We start from the raw sequence: 17,248 nt of genomic DNA, 5'->3' as shown, positions 1-17,248 counted from the left end.
TCGGTTACTCCTGTGGGTGCTTCAGGGATTATAAGGAATTGGGGGGAGTTAGGGTGCCTGAAGCGTAGTGAATCAACAAAGCGGCGCTGAGTTTGCAGCGCTCGGTTAAGCTTTGAGTGTTAAGTTGTTCTTTGTCACTGTGCATGAAGTTGCCGCGTGGTCCGAGGGTGTCGATGTTGGGGAGTCCTGCGGCAGCGAGCTTGTTGCCATCACAGACGCCACCAGACGGCTCCGTGCCGAATGATAGGCCGAAGGATTGCCCTGCGGTTTGCAGGTCGGCGATGAGTTTTTCGATGGGTGAGGTGAGTGGTTTGGGTGGGTTGTTGAAGGAGCCGTGGATAGTGATAGGAGCGGGGAGGGATGGATTTATTTCGGCAATGATGTTGTCGAGTTCGATGGTGATGCGGGTCTGTTCTTCAGGGGTTTGAAGTCGGACATTGAAGCGGAGGATGGCGTGGCCGGGGACGACGTTGAAGGGGCCACCGGAATGGAGAGCGGCAATGTTGACGGTTGTGCCAGCAGCTTTGTCAGTAAGTTTGGCGAGTTGGTTAGCGATATTGGTTGCAGTGAGGAGCGCGTTGTTACCTGAAAAGAAATCACGGCCAGCGTGTGCGGCAGTGCCGGGGATAGAGAGTGAGAAATTGCCAGATCCTTTGCGGTGAGAGATAAGATTACCGTTTGGGAGTGCGGGTTCGTAGACCATACCGAAGTGTGCAGTAGGGGCGTGTTCCTTGAGGATGGAAGCGGAGCCTGGTGAGCCAATTTCTTCATCAGGGTTGAGGATGATTTTCCAGCCGAGGTTCTGGGCATGAAACGATTGCTCGAAGGCATGGAGTGCAGTGATGAGAGTGACCAGCCCGCCTTTAGCATCAATAACACCAGGGCCATTGAGGGTGTGGTCATCTAACCATGAGATAGATTGGAGGGGATGGTCGGGTGGATAGACGGTGTCGAGGTGGATGCAGAGGATGGCTTGGAGAGGAGCGGTAGGGCGTTTGGTGATGATGAGTGTGTCGGCGAGGGGTTGTGAAGTGATGGAGCCATCGTTGGTCATGATGGATGCAGGTTGAGTGGGAACACGGTTGAGCGTATCAGGGTTGAGTGGGGCAATGAGTGTGAGAACGTGGTCGATAGATTGGGAAAGGCCGGGTAGATTAAAGGTATGGGAATTGATATTAGCAAGATCGATGATAGCTGCGACCATGTGGTCGTGCTGGGTATCAATGAATGAGAATGTATCGTTGAGCGGTTGCATGGTAGATCTTGAATATTTTTATATATGTGAATCGGTGACTGTATCTTTCTAGCTGTGGAAATAACAAAACCCTCGTTCCATATTCAGGATCGGAGGGCATTTTGGTATGTGACGCACACGGCAGTGGCGAACTGCGGGAACCCAATCGAGGTGTCCAGGACGAAGTGCTCTGGATGCACGGTATCGTAACCGGATGAGGTCTAACGGGAAAGGGGGAGTTAGATATGAGTCCATTTTCGTTTTAAAAGATTCGTTTTAAATGATTTAAAAAAGTATCTGTTTCGGCGTAAAGAAGATTGATGTTATGCGAATGTGATACTGCCATGGTGTTGTATGGAGCTGTCACCAGAATTAAGGGTTTATGCCGGTAGGAATAGCTTCATAAAATTGAAGTTTTTTACTAATTCTGCCGATGAGAAGTACTCGTAATACACAGAAGTCATATTGGGGTTGCGGATACGAAGTCATTTAAGTGGGTTTGGGATGTCGTTGTCTGTAAATAACTAGACGATATCGGGGACTGCTGGGTTAGGACGATGCGGTCGCATTTCTGTGCGGGGATCAAAAAGACAATTTATTGATTTCATTTGATTCCATTTTAGGGGCATTAGATGGACAGATTGCGCGCACACGAAGTTACAGTGGGGGACCGTTTTGATCGCTATGTTTTTTTATCTTCCGGTGAGAGATTGATTGGGCCGGAGGAGGTAGTGAGGCCAATACATATCTTGAAGCTTGGTACTGAAGAAAGCGGATCATTGATACTGGCAGATGATTTAGGTGATCTTGAAACGGCTGGGATGCTGCATCAAGTTTCCTCTCAGAGTTTAAAAATTGGTAATATTTTAAAAAGATCACTACTGACAAAATTTGGTCATGTGATTGTTGAAGGACCGATCGAGCTTGTGGCACATCATTTGGCGGCTATCTCATTGGCCGAAGTAATCTATGAGAAACCAAACACAGATAAAGGCGGGCGTGGACGAAGTGGTGCTGCGGCGAGTGATCAGATGCAGCAAGAAGCGGATAGTTATTGCCGACTGTTGTTTGATGAATTGAAAAAAGAATTGGCAGGACAACAGTTTAACTTTCGTTTAGGACGAGATGAAGATCGCGTGATTGATTATGGGAGTGAGCCGATCCCAGACGTGGAGGAGATTGCTGATAGGCGGCGTGAACATCAAGCGCAAGTTGCAGAATCATATGCGAAATTGCATGTAGGACAGCGAATTGATGTGTTACGGTTTGATCAGATGATAGATCGTTTGTTGGCTGCATATGCTGAGAATCCGCTATGTTTTGGGCAATATGGTGTGGGACAAGATGAGGGCAGTGAGTATTTAGCGAGTCATGCATATAGTGTGATGGTGCTTGGGATTAGTTGTGCGAAGTGGATGGGCTGGTCTGATGAGGATGTGCGTTTGGTAGCACTCGGCGGTTTATTATCTGATGTCGGGATGGTGAATGTACCAAAGGGCGTGCGGATGGATAGTCGGCCGTTGAGTGACTTAAATCGGATGCGCGTGATGCGACATCCGATTGATGCAGCTCAGATGTTGGAGAATATTGATGGGTTGCCTGCGGCGGTTAGGTTGATTGCGCTAGAACATCATGAGCGCGAAAACGGTAGCGGTTATCCGATGGCGCGGGAGGGTGAGACGTTGACGGACCATGCGCGGCTGTTGAGTGTGGTGGACTCTTATGTGGCGATGGTGAGTGACCGTGCGCACAGGAAAGCGATGTTGCCATACCATGCGATGGAGGATCTGATCCGCAGCACGGTGAAGAAGGAGTATTGGGTAGAAGCGATGCGTGCGCTATTAGGTGGTGTGTCGTTGTTTCCGGTGGGTTCATATGTGCGGTTGAGGAATCATCGGCGGGCGCGTGTGGTGCGATCGGGTGAGAAGCGGTATGACCGGCCGAAGGTGATGCTGCTGGATGAATCGGGGCGAAGTTCAGGCGAAGTGGTGGATCTTGCGGAGCAAGAGGATCAGGAATGGCAGGTAAAACATCCAATGCCGGCACCGCGGGTGAAGACGGATGAAGTGCTTGTGTCGGACAAAGGTTTTCATGGTGATGATAAGGAAGAGAGTGGGGGGGACGCGTTGGAGCGTTCGGGAGAGCAGGTTGGCGAGGATCTATCATAAGGCAATGTATGGGCGTGAATTTGAATCACTGGGAGGTGCTGTCGGGTTGGGCAGCACCTCCCTTTTTGGTATATGCCAAGTGGGGATCGCGCATAAAAAACCTAAACCCTTGCTAGCAAAGATTTAGGAAAGTGGCGACGACAGGACTTGAACCTGTGACCTAGGGCTTATGAATCCCCCGCTCTACCGACTGAGCTACGTCGCCGTGGACGGAGCATTGTAAGACACTATGGCTGGGGATCAAGTTTTGAGGCGTGAAGCGGGTTTTTGAGGTGAAAACAGTTTGAATGGCAGTGGTTTTGTGAGGGTGTATGGGCTTATCCACGGTTGATGTAAAGAGTTGTGGAAAAGTGGGTGTTATGCTGGTGTGCTGAGAGCTAAGGGTTGAAAGTCGGGTTAGGTAAATGGGCGTGTTGAATATTGGTGTGGTCTGGAGAGGTAAGCCGATAATCGTGTGTGGTCTTATGTTAGTGGGGAGATTTAGGCAGAAGGGATTCATGCCGGAAGTAAGAGAAGAAAGTTCGAGTGTTTGTCCGTATATCAACGCGAAGGATGCGCGTTGCTCATCGTGTTTCAATGTGGCGCATCTGGGCGAGGCATTTGAGAAATGTTTCAGCCACCCGGAAGGATGTGTGACCTATCACACGCTTTGCAGGGAAAGGCGTGAAGAGGAGCAAGCGGAGCTTGAGCGACTACAACCGATCACAATCCACGGGAAGCCAAGGGAACTACGACAAGCGGAATTTGTCTGTGCCGGAGGCGGGTTACGGCTCGCAGTCTAAGACGGACGAGATGGGAAACGTTGGGGTTCAAATAAAGCAAACAAAAAGCGGTTCTGCAGCGTCAAAGATCCAAGGCACAGGATTGGATCGTTATGTGCGTGATTTTTTGACGTACTGTCGCATTGAATGTGGTTTTGCTCCGGCGACATTGAGCGCTTACGGTGCGGACCTGTATGATCTTTCTGGTTGGATGATAGACAGCGGGTATAAGGATTGGAATGAGCTCTCGATCGAAGCGATTGGTGGGCATTTGTATTGGTTGCGGGATGAGGGGGAGTTAGAAACGTCATCGATTGCGCGCCATGTTGCGACGATTCGTGTTTTTTGTCGGTTTATGCATGCGAATGGGTATGTGGAAACCAATGCGGCAGAGCAGTTGGTACAGCCTGCGGTGTGGAAGCGGTTGCCGACGGTGATGAATCAGGAGCAGGTGAGTGAGTTGCTAAACACGCCGGATGTTGATGATCCTTTATATTTGAGGGATATGGCGATTTTGGAGTTGTTGTATTCGTCAGGCCTGCGGGCGAGTGAATTGGCGAATTTAGAGATAGGCGATATTCAGGATGATCTTGGTGTTGCGCGGATCATGGGGAAGGGAAATAAGGAACGGATTGTGCCGATTGGATGTCCGGCACATGCGGCGATCAAACGATATATAGATGAACTTCGATCCAATCTGCTGAAAGAAGGGGATCAAACGCAGCGGATTTTTTTATCTCGGACAGGGCAGTCGATCACACGAGTAGTGGTGTGGCAAATCGTGAAGCGTCACGCGAAAAAAGCGGGGTTGGGGCGGATCTATCCGCATACGTTCCGGCATTCGTTTGCAACGCATCTGTTGGCAGGTGGAGCAGACTTGCGCGTTGTGCAAGAATTACTGGGGCACTCTAATATCCAAACAACGCAGGTATACACCCATGTAGATCGATCGCGGCTTCAGGAAGTGATGAAGAAGTTTCATCCGCGTGCTTGATCCTCGTTGTGTATTTGGATCGTATGATGAGATTGGTACGACGTAGCGCAGGGAGATCATTTTCTAATCATCAGTTAGGCGAAATACGGTCGGGCGTACTTATTGTTCGTAAGCTTCATCAAAGGGTGAGGCGGGAGCGGGCGCAAGGACGGCATCCTCATTCTTCTGAAGATTTTGCTCTTCCTGTTGTTTGGTGGGATCTTCTTGTTTAGCAAGTTTAACTTGCCGTTGGTAGAACTCATTGTAGTCAAGAATGCGGTCGGGGTTGCGGCGATAAACGTTGTTGAAGTATTCGTTTTGGGTTTCGAGGGCGGGATTGTTGTTGTATTCGTAGCGGCGGATTTCGTGAAGGTATTGTTGGCGGACTTGTTGCTCGAAGGCGGCATTTTCTTCGGCAGTAGCGTAAGGCCCTTGTGGAGTAGAGCTACAGGCGATGAGTATTAGGCTAAGTATGATCAATGAGAGTGTTTTGGTGAGGCTGTTCATGACCAAGCTCCGTAATGTATCGGATAAGTAATCTTAGCGCATGAGAAGAAGTGACCCGCTTATATGGGTATCGCATTTTCCCTTGGAAGGGATGTGAAAAATGCTGATTTTACAGGGTTATTGGTCCTGATTTTTACTTTAAGAAAGGATTTTAAGATTGCGCTGTGCGCTCACCATTTGTTGGGATAGATGGCGATTAGTTTGTTTCAGCAAGTCGGAGTACTTGTGATTTTTGTTGGAGGAGTACTTGGCATTGAAGGTTGCCGCGGGGGGTGGCAATGTTGGCAGTGACGGTGTTTTGTTGTTCGGTGTGTCTGCCGACAGCTTCGCTGCGTTGGAGATCGTAGAGTATTTGTGTGTTGAATTGATTGTTTGATAGCTTGAAGGTGACAGGGGGGACTTCTTTGGGGATGGAGGACTTATCGATGTCGAGCTTCATCGTGGCGGTGCCTGTGATCGTAGCGAGTGGGATAGATTCGACATCCTCAACAGAATCGAGTGTATAGGTGGTGTTGTAGTTGATGTGTGATTTGATTTTGTTGAAGCCGGGGAAAGGAATAGAGGGGTCGAATGTCCAACGGAATTTTTGTTTCCAAGAGCCACCGATTTGGAGAGCGGGGGGCGGCCCGACGAGTGTCGCGAGGTCAGAAGCGGATTCGATGAAATCGAGTGCTTCAGGAACGTCTTCAGGGTCTTGTACTTTAGATTGGAGTTGCTTGACACCTTTGACGGATCGAACTTCGCCGTTAGGGGCAACGTCAAAGGTAAGCCATGATGAAGCGATGGCGGTGAGTGCATCGGAAAAGCGTTTGTAAGGTTCGGGGGCAGATTTGCGAGAATCGATAACAGTTTCAGATTTATCAGGGGCGACGAGTGTGATTGTGATGAAGTCGATTTTGAGTTCGCATATGGCGGAGCCGTCAGCTTTGATGGTTTTAACACGCCAGATGATTTCGCCTTCGGAGGTGTAACCGCGGGTGATATCGTTTGAATTGCCGGCCATTGAGATGGTGATGGTTTGATTGCGCTGGTTCCAGAATTCGTAGCGTGATTCTTGGCCTTGCTTCCAGTGAGGTTGAAGATCGTAGGTATCTTGATCTTGTGCATGGATAAGAGCAACAAGACAGAATGCGAAGAGGAAAGCGAAGGTGTTGATGATGGGTTTATGTTTCAAGATTGATCTCTTGTTATGGGGCGTGTTTTGGATTGTTATTGTGTTAAGTGTATCGGTTGTGTGGGGCGGTGGGTAGAAAGAAAAGGAATGACCCCAGCAGTGGCATGGATTATGAGAGATACAGAGTTTGAAAATAAATTGAGTCAGACGTTCCAGACGCCCTTGGTGGGCGGTTTGTTTTGAAGTTTGTCGAAACGGATTTCAACCACTTTCCAGTTGCCAGCTGGGTCTTTTTTCCAGAGCAGGGTCCATTCGGATTTGAAGGTATAGCCTTCGCCTATTTTAGTACGGACGATGACGGTGGTGGCGATGTTGCCGGTGCGCATGGATTCGGTGTGTGGGACAGTGGTATATTGTGAGTCGAAGTAAAAATATTTGTGTAAATTGGGGAGGATGGTTTGGAGTTGATCGTAGGTGATCCATGTGTCGCCGTTGGGGCCGACAACTGCGGCGAAAGGCTCAATAAAGGTGTTAAATTGTTTTATGTCCAGAGGGGCGGTGGTGGCGACGAAAGCTTTAGTGCGTGCTTTGACGGTTTCGTTTTCAGTGGTGACGGTGAGGGAGAGGATGATGATGACGAGACCGAGGGAGAAGGCGGTGACGGCGGAGCGGAAGAGTCGTTTATCTGCGCGAGATCTGGCAAGGAAAAAGAGGAAGAGAGCGGTAACCCAGACGGCGGCGACGAGCGGCCATGGGTATTCGAAGAACATGGTTTTGAGTGTGACTGCAAGTAAGAACATAGCGCATCCTTTTTGTGAGATTCAGACTATCTTGAGGCAGGCGGGGGTGCAAGCGTGTGGTGCGCGTGGGATTGATGAGGGTATGGGCCTCTATAAATATAGGCGTTTACGTTTGGAGAACGTTTCATATGGTGTTGCGATTGTTGGGAGAGAATGTGTGATATGATCTTGTCATGCAGAAAAGAATGTTAAAAAGTCTGGTGGAGTGGTTTGTACTGGCGCAGGTTGTTTGGTGTGCAGGTTGTGTGAGCGGATGGGTTGGTGAGGCTCAAGATACGCATCATACGGCTATCTATGAAGGGCGTGCACGGGTGTATGAATCTCGGGTGGGGAAGTATGCATCAGATGAGATGATGGGGCGGGGTGTGGGTGAGGATGCGATTGGTACGGCGAGGGATATGTTGGCGGGTTGGTTTGTGAAGACGGGACTTGAGCCGGGCTTTGTGGGTTGGCGCCATCATGGAAGTTATGTTCAGCATTTTCGATTTGACTTACCGGCAAGGGAAATACGGAAGCAATTACATGTGGCGGTGGGAGACGAGGCTAATCAAGAGATAGACTGGGTGGCTGTGGACATGGAAGAGTTTGCGATGATGGGTTATGGCGGTGGCGGTAATTTTGAGGGAGAGGTTGTTTTCGCGGGGGATGGTCTTGAAGAAGGGAGTGTTGGTGGCGCGTTGAGGGGGAAGGTGGTGGTGATGTTTTATGGGAAAAATAAAGATGGGGTGGACGGCGGGGTGCGTATGATGCGGCGGGCGGCATGGGCAAAGGAAGACGGTGCGACAGGAGTGGTGTTGGTGAGCAAGCCGTCACGGTCGGCGGAGGGGTTGAAGAAAACACGTGAAACGTGGCCAATTCCTGGCCTGCAAGACGGAAAATCTGGCGAGACTCAGCTTGCTCAGGCGTATGGAGATGATCGGAAGATGCTTCCAGTGCTGATGTTGGATTATGACTATTTTTGTCAGGTTTTGAAGGATGCTAATCTTGGCGGTGAGGGAGCGTTACGACGGTGGGAGGCGCGGGGCGATGAATTGGCGAAGAAGCCGATTGTGTTGTCGGGGATTCGGATGAAGGGAAGGGGGTGGATTGAACGGCGAGCGCCGACGCTTGCGAATGTGGCGGGAATGTTGCCGGGGCGAGGTGAGTTAGCGCGTGAGATTGTGGTGGTGGGTGCGCATTACGATCATTTGGGTTATGGGGATGTGCATGGTCGGACGCGGGGTGAGGAGGTATTTAACGGTGCGGATGATAATGCTTCAGGGGTGGTGATGATGGAGATGCTTGCTGAGCAGATGGCAAAACGAGAGAAGTGGTCTAATCAACGATTAGACAATGAGAAGCGTGATGATCGGCGAACGGTCATCTTTGTTGGGTTTAATGCGGAGGAGTGGGGACTCGATGGATCAAAGTATTTTATTGCTCATGTGGAGGATTTAAATGTGCCGCCTGGGGCGAAAGTAGTGGCGATGATTAATTTTGATATGGTTGGCAGATTACGTAGCAATCGGCTGTGGCTGTTTGGAGAAGACACTTGGGGAGGCTGGGGACCACTTATTGAGGAAGCAAAAGTTGGGACGGGATTGAAAGTAGTAACATATGAAGACCCACCGGGGGGGAGTGATCACGAAAGTTTTGTGCGTGGAGGTGTGACAGGCGTGCATTTGTTTACGGGGATGCACGGAGATTACCACAAGCCGACAGATGATGTTGAGAAGGTCAATAGTGTTGGGGCGATGCGTGTGATGGATTTTGCGGACCGGCTTATTGAAGGGGTTGTTCGGTATCCGGGACGGATTGGTTTTCGTGTAGCGCATGATGGGCCGCGGACACGGAGTGAGATGATGTCGGGTGGGTACTTGGGGGTGAAGATGCGAGAAAAGAAAGCGGTGCGAAGTCGGCGTGCGGGTGTATTGTTGCAGGAAGTGAAAGTTGGGTCACCTGCTGAAAAAGGCGGGATGCGTTCGGGAGATCGTATTTTGAGTTGGGATGGTGCTGCTGTGGGAAGCGTGAAGCGACTCACCTATTATTTATCAAAATCTCGGGCGGGGGAGCAGGTTGAGCTTGTGGTATTGCGGAATGAGAAGAAGATTTCGCTGGTAGTAGTTTTGGGAAATCGGAAGGATTGGTGATTGCGATGTTGGGAGCTATGATGGTGCCTATTAAATGATGAAACGTGGAGATACCGTGTGAATGATGTTGAGTTGACAATAGAAGAACATGATCTGGCGCATACTGGGGTGATTGTGGTGGATCATGGCTCGCGGCGAAGTGCGTCTAATCATATGTTAGAAGAGTTTGTGTGTGGGTTTGTGGGGTTTAGTGATTTTGAGATTGTTGAGCCTGCCCATATGGAGCTGGCGGAACCATCGATTGGAACTGCATTTGATCGGTGTGTGGCGCGGGGTGCGAAGCGTGTGGTGGTGTGTCCATATTTTTTATTGCCGGGTAAGCATTGGGATGAAGATATTCCAGCGCTGGTGGCGGGTGCGGCGAAACGTCATCCGGGTGTGAAATATATGGTGACGGCACCGATTGGACTTCATCCGATGATGCGAGAGGTGATCGCATCGCGGATTGATTACTGCTTACAGCATGTGGATGGCGGTGTTAACGAGTGCGAATCTTGCCAGGGGACAGGGCGATGCAAGTTGCAGGGGTAGGTGTGTCTAACTAACAGTTAGAGAGGTGGAGTTACCAATATTTGTTGCCGGGGGGAGGGGCGTCTGGATCATCGGGGTCGTCAAGGTCGCCAGGGTTTTGTGCGTCGTCATCTGGGTGCCAGTCTTTGGTGTCCCACGGATTGTCGTCGCCATCGGTGTAGTCGGCGCCGATGGTATCGGAATCGTGGTTGGGATCATCTTTGTGGTAGCCGGGAGGTGGTGGGGCTTGCTGGGGATTGTTTCCGGGAGCCATGTGATCATCGAAGGTGGCAGCAAGTGCTTCATTGTGATCGACGCGGTCGGCTGCAGATTCCCAAGTGTCGACGTGGACGGATTGTTCGGCACGACGAGATTGGATGTCTGCCTCAAGGCGGTTCAGCCGACGGCGGGTACGGCGGTAGGTGATGGTGAGGGCAACAATGATGAAGATGCCAAGGATGCCGAGGCCGATGATGAGGGTGAGGCCCCACTTAAAGCGGTCGGCGGCGTCAGAAGGTTGATTGACCAGAGTTTGGGCTAAGGTGATGAGATGGATGGGGGGTGTCATCATAAGCGTGATTATACCGCGCATGCGCGAATTAACGAGGGTTTTTTGGAGTGTAATGTAAGTCTTACCAGATATGTGGGCTGGCTACCAGATGTAATGGTCGATGCCGAAGACGAGGGCGCCGCCGAAGAAGCCGGTGACGCAGACGAGGACGGCTGTGGTGAAGAGGATGATGCGGAGGAAGATGCGATGTGTGAGATGTGGCGGCTTGGTCTTTTTGATTGTGTGAAGTTCCAAGATGAGCAGTGCGATGATACTGAGCGAGGTGGTGGCGATGGCAAGAGCGCGGTGGGTGTTTAGGATCCAGTAGCGTGCGGGTGAGAAGATGGATGTGTATGCATCGAGGAGCCCGAGGGCGAGTGCGAGGATGGCGGTGATGGTGCCGCACCAGAGGGTGAAGCGGGTGATGGAGGCGAGCACAGATTTGCGGGTGATGATGAGCAGGAGTTCGGCGAAGGCGGCGATGAAGATGAGCGCGATGGGGAAGTGTGTGGAAGGTGGATGGAACTGTCCGAAGAATTCAGCGAGGCGATGCGTGGTGGGGATGGGTTTGTGTTTGGCGGCGGGCGAGCCGAGATGATCGTGTTTGGCTTGGGCTTCTTTCTGCGAAAGTTTTTTGGAGGTGAGTGGCGGGGCGCCGGCGATGATCCATTGTTTGAAGAGCTGTTTTTCTTTGGCGTTCAGTGGGGGGATGTTGGAGGTTGCGGGGGGCATTTCGTCGGAGTTCGCGACGGTAAACATGGGGGAGTCGTCGGGCTTGCCGGGGACAATGAAGGCGGTGTAGGTTCGGATGCGATTGATGTCGGTGAGGAAGTTGAGTCCGGCGGCGGGCGGGTCGGCGTTTGGTCCGTGGCATAGGCCGCAGTGGACGAGGAGGATTTGGTGGAGTTGTTCGGCGAGTTGATCGTTGGTGAGATGGGTGGGGGGTGCGGCTTGCTTATGTGTTGAAGTTTTATTTGTTGCGTTGTTGTTTGACGGTGCTTGGGAAGTGGATTGGCCGACGAGGAACGGGGCGAGCGAGAGGGCGAAGAGTGTGATGATGAGGATGATGAAATTGTGGCGGGTCATGGGGCGGTCCTGCAATATTTGCTGGGGACCCATGGGGGTAGATCGGTTGAGATTAATGTGTAGGTGTAAAAGTTATGAAATGTTGAGATTTATAGTAATTGGCAAGCTAGTGCACTTCCAATCAGAAAAATAGCAAATACTTCACATCATCAAATGCATGTATTAGAATGCGGACTCGCATCGCATTTTTGTTCGTGTGCAAGCATATCGGTTTTGTGTGCATTTGTAACTTGAGTTGTTGAAGCAGATCCAAACGGGATTATCGTGAACCAATTATCCGGAGGTATATACGATGCCATATCGCGAGATGTATGAAATTGAGGTTCGGCATGATGGGCTAAACAAGTATCGACACATACGTGGATCAGATCGATATATTGTCGAACAGAAGGCTTTGGCGCAGCAAAGAGCTTGGGATGAAATGTGGGAGAAGCGTTTAGCGGCTGAAGAAAAGAAGTTGTTGCGTGAACAGGCAGCACAAGAGAAAGAAGATAATCGCGAACAGGCGGCAGATGAAACAGAGGAGGCGCTTGAGGCGTTACGTGAAATCGAAACGCTATTGCATCACACGTTGGGTGTAAATGATGAGATCAATTGGGAGCTCCTCATTGATCGGGTGCCTTTTTCTACTCCAAGTCCTCAGCAAGCAACATCGGAATCGCTGCCGCCTAAGCCGGATCGTTTGTCGAAGGTTTACAACCCTAAACTTGGCTTATTTGAGCGGTTATTTAAAGGCAGAAAAGTGAGAGAGAATGCCGAGAATATTTTTAATAGAGATGTAGCAATTTGGGAGCAAGAGGTAATACGCGTTGAGCGGGAGAATGATAGGAAAGTGCGGTTGCATAGAGAGGCGCTAAAGGAATGGGAGGACGCGCGCGAGCGTTATGGCAATAGTCAACGTGAACATAATCAGAAGGTGCTTGATCAGAAAGAAAAGTACTTGGGTGGGGATTCGGATGCGATATTGGATTATTGTGAGATGGTTTTGGCCAATTCGGATTATCCGGATTGCATACCTATGGAATGGGAGTTGGATTATTTGACTGATTCAGGAGTTTTGATTGTTGATTATTCGTTGCCATCAATTGATCGGATGCCGCGGTTGAAGAGTGTAAAGTATGTTGCGTCTAGGGATGAATTTTCCAAGACGTATATTACGGATGCTGCTCTGAATAAGACATATGATAGTGCTTTATACCAAATATCGCTGAGAACTATTCACGAGCTATTTGAGGCGGACACAATTGATTGCATTAAAACAGTGGTATTTAATGGATGGGTAAACTCGTTGGATAAATCAACGGGGCATTATGTCAATGCGTGCATAATGTCTTTGCAAGCATCAAAGGAAGCATTTCTTAAGATTAATTTGGCAGGAGTTGATCCTAAGGCTTGCTTTAAGCAACTCAAGGGGGTTGGGAGCAGTAAGCTGCACGGGATGTCGGCGGTTGCTCCGATCTTAAAAATTGATAAAGAAGATCGTCGTTTTGTTCCGGCATATGAAGTGATTGACGGTGTTACGGACGAGGATAATTTGGCTGCGATGGATTGGAAGGATTTTGAAAATTTGATACGCGAGGTGTTTGAGAAAGAATTTACGGTTAATGGGTGTGAGGTGAAGATAACTCGCGCGAGTCGAGATGGGGGTGTTGATGCAGTGGCGTTTGATCCCGATCCTATTCGGGGTGGGAAAATTGTGATTCAAGCGAAGCGATATACGAATACCGTCGGGGTTTCGGCTGTGCGTGACTTATTTGGGACGACAGTTAATGAAGGTGCAATAAAAGGTATTCTTGTGACGACGGCTGATTATGGACCTGATGCATATGAATTTGCACAAGGAAAACCATTGACTTTGCTGAGTGGGGGCAATTTACTGTCGTTGTTAGAGAAACATGGGCATCGCGCGAAGATTGATTTGAAAGAAGCTAAGCAGTTGTTAGCTGAGCAAAAGGCTTGAATATTGTATTGGTGAAATGCGCCTCTCGGCCGGCGGGGCCATAACGCAAGCGTGGCTGGGGGAGTATGAGGAATCGGATATACGAAGTAATGTTGGGAATGGTTGCAAGATGGTTCTACGTGTAGAACACGTGGGCTTGGGTGATTGATGATAGTTGGAAGTTGATTGTATCCCCGATACCAGCGGCCTCGGAATGCCGAGCTTGTGAAGATGTGTAATGACATCAACTGGCGATAAGTGATGTGATCGCGGTGGCAACTACTTTTGATGTTGAAATGGAGGTGATTAAACTTCCGGGGGGGCGGGGTAGGTGCAGGCGGTTTTGGCGGTTTCGAAAAGGGTGATAGATTCGAGGGTGGCGCCGGGGAGGGAGCCAAGCATGTCGACTTTGGGGGCGAGGGTTTCGTAGATGTACTTGCTGATGTTTTCGACGGATGGATTGATGTCGTTGAAGATATCGGTGTCGTTGTTGAGGTGTTTGTGGTCGAGCGACTGAATGATGGTGCTGTCCACGAGCTCGTCTAGTTCTTGAACGGAAGCGATGTGTCCGAGCGGATCGATGGGGAGTGAGATGTTGATGTCGAGGAGGTAGTTGTGGCCGTGGCCTTCGGGATTGTTGCATTTGCCGAAGGTTTGTTTGTTTTCTTCATCGGAAAGAGAAGGAGAGTGCAGGCGATGGGCGGCAGAAAATTCGTATTGCTGTTTGATGATGACGCGATCCATGTCTTGGCTCCGAACAGTGAGAGAGAGGTAGGGCGAGAGGTGAAGGGTGAGTGCGGTGACGGTTTCGTCTAGTGCTGGTTGGATGAGATTGATGAGTGAGCGAACGGTTTCGCCGAGGGGGAGGTCGGCGGGGTTTTCGGGTGAAGCGAGCAGATCCTGGAGGTAGGGTAGGCAGTGTTCGCGGACGGCGTGATCGATGTCGGTGATGTTGATGAAGTAGCCGGTGGTAGGGTTGGGTTCACCCTGACAGGTGACGGTGATGGTGTAGAAGCGGGAGAGGCCGCGCATGGCGGGCCAGGCGGACCAGGTGTTGTGTTTTTCGGTGGCTTCGGGGAATTGTGTGCCACCGGCGGGTGAGCCATCGGTGATGCACATGCGGACGTTGCGGGTAAGTGAAAGCATGGGAGGTATTATAACGGGGTGCTACGGTTGGGGGGTAAGATAGCCTTATGGGTAGAACCCGTGGGCTTGAGGGGAGAAGTTGGTGGAGTGTGAAGATGTAACGGTGATGCGGTGTGGAGAAGAATTAAGATGCGATGGCGACGGGAGGGTGATGTCTGTGGAAGATTGTTCATGTAAAAATAACGCGAAATAGATTTGCGATGTGAGCGGCGGTTTTGGATGATTGTGTGTGGTAGAAGGTGAGGGTGATTCAGGAGCACTGGTTTGGTAGGCATATTCAAAACAGCTTTGGTGATGTATGTGCTGATGATTTTTGCGGGCAGCGTGCCAGTAGAAGGCGGGAATGATGTTGTGGGGATGGATGTTGTGGTTGAAATAGTGTTGGCAGATTCAGTGGAATGACATGTCTGACGGGATGGGTGTTGGGGATTGTGGATGGTGGTGATGACGGGGGGCGGTTTGGTGGGTAGGCTGTAGGTATGAAGAAAAGCAATGAAAACGGCAAGAGAACCTTTGCGGTGTGGGTGGTGCTGTTGGGTGTAATTGCGATGGCATTGGGGGGGTATGTGTTTTTGTGGGATGAGGGGGAGCGAGAGTTGTCGCCGGAGGAATTGGCGGCGCGCAATGCGGCGCAGATTGAAAGTTATCAGGAGTTGCAGGGACAGTTGAGCTTGGCGATGGAGAATCGTCGGGATGCGAGACATTTGTTACCGGCGATCCGTGAGCTTGCCGCAGAGCGAAGTGATGATGTGCAGATGCAGTTGTTACTTGCGCAGGCAGAGCTTTTTGGGCGGCGATATCAGGCGGCGTATGATGCGTTTGAGAAAGCACTGGCGATTAAGCCGGATCAGTATCAGGTGCAGCTACTCACGGGAACAATTGCGTACGAATATTTAAATGATGTGATGGCGGCACGGAAACATTATGAAGCGGCGCGGTTGATTCAGCCTTTGAATCCGCGGCCGTTGTTGTATTTGGCGCAGCTTGATCTTGAAGCGAAGGATTATGTGATGGCGCGGAAGTTGTTGGATGAGGCGATCGCACTTGATCCGCTACGGGGAGAGCCGTATGCAATGCTGTCGGATTTAGATCGTGAAGAGGGAAAGACTGGGGCAGCGATGGTGTCGATACAAAAAGCGATTGAGCTTGCGAAGCAGGCGGCGCAGGGGATTGGGGAAAAGAAGAGTGCAGAGAAGCCGGTGGTGGTGACGTACGTGCTTAAGTATGTGGGGCTGTTAAAGGATGCGGGCCGGTATGAGGATGCGTTGGTTGTTTTGGATGAGTTGCCGGCAAGCGAGCGAGTTGAGTCGAATGTGATGAAAGAGACAGCGGCGGTGTGGCTGGCACTTGGGAAGCCGGAGCAGGCGGGAGCTTATTTCAAGCAGATATTAGTGCTTGATCCTGCGAATGAAACGGCGGCAGGACTGGCGGCGAGATGTTATTTAGATGCGGGCGATGTACAGTCGGCGCGTTGGATGATTTTGAAGCTGCGGCAGATCAATCCGGAGTCTGAGGAATTAAAGGTATTGGATAAGCGATTGTTGGATATCGAAACAGCAGGGACAGGATCGATGACAGCTCCAACGGGGGCGGAGTCGAATGCGGGATTTTGATGGCTTGATTGGGTAAGTGATTGAATAAACAAAATAAGACGTGCATGAAAAAGCCGAGCTATGGCTCGGCTTTGTTTATTTGGAGTGTAGTTAATTGTTGAATTCATAGTCCATGGCCATGAGAGTAGCATCTTCCTTTAGCGCGGTGGCGACGGGGACATGCTCGGGGTGAGTGGCGTAAGTTTCGAGTGCGGACTTTGATTCAAGTGTGACGAGGAGGCCATGGGTAAAGCCGTTGGCGCGGTCGGTGAAGTTTTGTCCAACGGAGAGGTGAGTGATGCCGGGAACTTTGGTGCGGAGGGCGCCAAGTGCAGCGAGGTGATGATCGATGCGAGTCTGTGGGGTGTTAGCGTTGAATTTGATCCAAACCATGTGTTGAACGGCCATGTGCGCCTCTCGTTGTCGGGGTAGGGTAAAAGGTTGATATAAATCTATGCTGGAAATGATAGCGAAATGGGGGTAATTGTGCTGAAGCGAACCAAAAGAGATATTATCATCTTTAGTCACAGAAAAGTCTTGAATATCACGAAAAAGTGAAATATGATTATATGAAGCTGTGCTTGGTATATCAGGCATGACTAGAAGGTCACGTGAGAGTAGGCAAGTTATCGGTATTAAAACATTTGGATGACCGAAGACCGTTGAGAATTTTCTCTCATTGCCGATAAGGATCTTGCCTAAGTTGAGTTTGAAGGCAAACTTCAGCATATTCGTAGGG

15 protein-coding genes and 1 tRNA gene are annotated in these 17,248 nt (G+C 50.3%); 7 read left to right on the top strand and 9 right to left on the bottom strand.

All coding sequences use genetic code 11. The annotated features are described in order from the left end of the window. Positions 1 to 28: 28 nt before the first annotated feature. Entirely contained in the window at positions 29 to 1,255 is a 1,227-nt protein-coding gene (locus ACQ6WK_RS15510) for a hydrolase (protein ID WP_432798297.1), read from the bottom strand. A 611-nt stretch (positions 1,256 to 1,866) separates the two neighbouring features. Here ACQ6WK_RS15510 and ACQ6WK_RS15505 point away from each other — a divergent pair. Beyond that, a complete protein-coding gene (locus tag ACQ6WK_RS15505; RefSeq protein WP_432798296.1) occupies positions 1,867 to 3,402 on the top strand; it encodes an HD-GYP domain-containing protein in 1,536 nt (511 codons plus the stop codon). A gap of 132 nt (positions 3,403 to 3,534) precedes the next feature. On the opposite strand, the gene ACQ6WK_RS15500 is transcribed toward ACQ6WK_RS15505, so the two are convergent. After that, positions 3,535 to 3,607 (bottom strand) — tRNA-Met (locus ACQ6WK_RS15500). Between the two features lie 479 nt (positions 3,608 to 4,086). Between ACQ6WK_RS15500 and ACQ6WK_RS15495 the strand changes: the two genes are divergently transcribed. After that, complete coding sequence (locus ACQ6WK_RS15495; RefSeq protein ID WP_432798295.1) at positions 4,087 to 5,157, top strand: site-specific tyrosine recombinase; 1,071 nt, start codon at positions 4,087 to 4,089, stop codon at positions 5,155 to 5,157. 99 nt (positions 5,158 to 5,256) lie between these two features. On the opposite strand, the gene ACQ6WK_RS15490 is transcribed toward ACQ6WK_RS15495, so the two are convergent. The 3 genes from ACQ6WK_RS15490 to ACQ6WK_RS15480 form a co-directional block, all read right to left on the bottom strand. Further along, positions 5,257 to 5,643, bottom strand: coding sequence for a hypothetical protein (locus tag ACQ6WK_RS15490; protein WP_432798294.1), 387 nt, complete (start codon positions 5,641 to 5,643; stop codon positions 5,257 to 5,259). Between the two features lie 196 nt (positions 5,644 to 5,839). Beyond that, entirely contained in the window at positions 5,840 to 6,817 is a 978-nt protein-coding gene (locus ACQ6WK_RS15485; RefSeq protein WP_432798293.1) for a hypothetical protein, read from the bottom strand. A 143-nt stretch (positions 6,818 to 6,960) separates the two neighbouring features. Next, positions 6,961 to 7,557: a hypothetical protein gene (locus ACQ6WK_RS15480; RefSeq protein WP_432798292.1), complete on the bottom strand. Its 597-nt coding sequence runs from the start codon at positions 7,555 to 7,557 to the stop codon at positions 6,961 to 6,963. A 173-nt stretch (positions 7,558 to 7,730) separates the two neighbouring features. On the opposite strand from ACQ6WK_RS15480, the gene ACQ6WK_RS15475 reads away from it, so the two are divergent. Both ACQ6WK_RS15475 and ACQ6WK_RS15470 read left to right on the top strand, forming a co-directional pair. Further along, positions 7,731 to 9,686, top strand: a complete 1,956-nt coding sequence (locus tag ACQ6WK_RS15475) for a M28 family peptidase (protein ID WP_432798291.1) — start codon at positions 7,731 to 7,733, stop codon at positions 9,684 to 9,686. Between the two features lie 57 nt (positions 9,687 to 9,743). Next, positions 9,744 to 10,217: a CbiX/SirB N-terminal domain-containing protein gene (locus ACQ6WK_RS15470; RefSeq protein WP_432798290.1), complete on the top strand. Its 474-nt coding sequence runs from the start codon at positions 9,744 to 9,746 to the stop codon at positions 10,215 to 10,217. A gap of 31 nt (positions 10,218 to 10,248) precedes the next feature. On the opposite strand, the gene ACQ6WK_RS15465 is transcribed toward ACQ6WK_RS15470, so the two are convergent. Both ACQ6WK_RS15465 and ACQ6WK_RS15460 read right to left on the bottom strand, forming a co-directional pair. Further along, the gene (locus ACQ6WK_RS15465; RefSeq protein ID WP_432798289.1) at positions 10,249 to 10,767 is read right to left on the bottom strand and encodes a hypothetical protein; all 519 of its coding nucleotides are present in this window, start codon (positions 10,765 to 10,767) and stop codon (positions 10,249 to 10,251) included. A gap of 81 nt (positions 10,768 to 10,848) precedes the next feature. Beyond that, positions 10,849 to 11,832 carry a DUF2231 domain-containing protein gene (locus ACQ6WK_RS15460; RefSeq protein ID WP_432798288.1) on the bottom strand — a complete coding sequence of 328 codons (984 nt, stop codon included), beginning with the start codon at positions 11,830 to 11,832 and terminating at the stop codon, positions 10,849 to 10,851. A 307-nt stretch (positions 11,833 to 12,139) separates the two neighbouring features. Here ACQ6WK_RS15460 and ACQ6WK_RS15455 point away from each other — a divergent pair, with 307 nt between their 5' ends. After that, the gene (locus ACQ6WK_RS15455; RefSeq protein ID WP_432798287.1) at positions 12,140 to 13,792 is read left to right on the top strand and encodes a restriction endonuclease; all 1,653 of its coding nucleotides are present in this window, start codon (positions 12,140 to 12,142) and stop codon (positions 13,790 to 13,792) included. Positions 13,793 to 14,077: 285 nt separating this feature from the next. Here ACQ6WK_RS15455 and ACQ6WK_RS15450 read toward each other — a convergent pair whose 3' ends face one another. Beyond that, positions 14,078 to 14,917: a 6-carboxytetrahydropterin synthase gene (locus tag ACQ6WK_RS15450; RefSeq protein ID WP_432798286.1), complete on the bottom strand. Its 840-nt coding sequence runs from the start codon at positions 14,915 to 14,917 to the stop codon at positions 14,078 to 14,080. 264 nt (positions 14,918 to 15,181) lie between these two features. Here ACQ6WK_RS15450 and ACQ6WK_RS15445 point away from each other — a divergent pair, with 264 nt between their 5' ends. Beyond that, positions 15,182 to 15,319: a hypothetical protein gene (locus ACQ6WK_RS15445; protein ID WP_432798285.1), complete on the top strand. Its 138-nt coding sequence runs from the start codon at positions 15,182 to 15,184 to the stop codon at positions 15,317 to 15,319. Positions 15,320 to 15,396: 77 nt separating this feature from the next. Beyond that, positions 15,397 to 16,530, top strand: a complete 1,134-nt coding sequence (locus ACQ6WK_RS15440) for a tetratricopeptide repeat protein (protein WP_432798284.1) — start codon at positions 15,397 to 15,399, stop codon at positions 16,528 to 16,530. A gap of 90 nt (positions 16,531 to 16,620) precedes the next feature. On the opposite strand, the gene ACQ6WK_RS15435 is transcribed toward ACQ6WK_RS15440, so the two are convergent. Next, entirely contained in the window at positions 16,621 to 16,917 is a 297-nt protein-coding gene (locus ACQ6WK_RS15435) for a Dabb family protein (RefSeq protein WP_432798283.1), read from the bottom strand. Between the last annotated feature and the right edge of the window lie 331 nt (positions 16,918 to 17,248).

Source organism: Poriferisphaera sp. WC338 (genome assembly GCF_050931845.1).
Classification (GTDB): Bacteria; Planctomycetota; Phycisphaerae; order Phycisphaerales; family Phycisphaeraceae; genus Poriferisphaera.
The sequence above is the reverse complement of the archived record's forward strand: the minus strand, read 5'-3'. Positions and strand labels throughout refer to the sequence as shown.

What these genes read in the sequence shown, in the direction of transcription:
- ACQ6WK_RS15465 (WP_432798289.1), bottom strand. Translation starts at nt 10,767, where the DNA reads ATGATGACACCCCCCATCCATCTCATCACCTTAGCCCAAACTCTGGTC.
- ACQ6WK_RS15505 (WP_432798296.1), top strand. Translation starts at nt 1,867, where the DNA reads ATGGACAGATTGCGCGCACACGAAGTTACAGTGGGGGACCGTTTTGAT.
- ACQ6WK_RS15510 (WP_432798297.1), bottom strand. Translation starts at nt 1,255, where the DNA reads ATGCAACCGCTCAACGATACATTCTCATTCATTGATACCCAGCACGAC.
- ACQ6WK_RS15450 (WP_432798286.1), bottom strand. Translation starts at nt 14,917, where the DNA reads ATGCTTTCACTTACCCGCAACGTCCGCATGTGCATCACCGATGGCTCA.
- ACQ6WK_RS15480 (WP_432798292.1), bottom strand. Translation starts at nt 7,557, where the DNA reads ATGTTCTTACTTGCAGTCACACTCAAAACCATGTTCTTCGAATACCCA.
- ACQ6WK_RS15490 (WP_432798294.1), bottom strand. Translation starts at nt 5,643, where the DNA reads ATGAACAGCCTCACCAAAACACTCTCATTGATCATACTTAGCCTAATA.
- ACQ6WK_RS15435 (WP_432798283.1), bottom strand. Translation starts at nt 16,917, where the DNA reads ATGGCCGTTCAACACATGGTTTGGATCAAATTCAACGCTAACACCCCA.
- ACQ6WK_RS15475 (WP_432798291.1), top strand. Translation starts at nt 7,731, where the DNA reads ATGCAGAAAAGAATGTTAAAAAGTCTGGTGGAGTGGTTTGTACTGGCG.
- ACQ6WK_RS15460 (WP_432798288.1), bottom strand. Translation starts at nt 11,832, where the DNA reads ATGACCCGCCACAATTTCATCATCCTCATCATCACACTCTTCGCCCTC.
- ACQ6WK_RS15455 (WP_432798287.1), top strand. Translation starts at nt 12,140, where the DNA reads ATGTATGAAATTGAGGTTCGGCATGATGGGCTAAACAAGTATCGACAC.
- ACQ6WK_RS15440 (WP_432798284.1), top strand. Translation starts at nt 15,397, where the DNA reads ATGAAGAAAAGCAATGAAAACGGCAAGAGAACCTTTGCGGTGTGGGTG.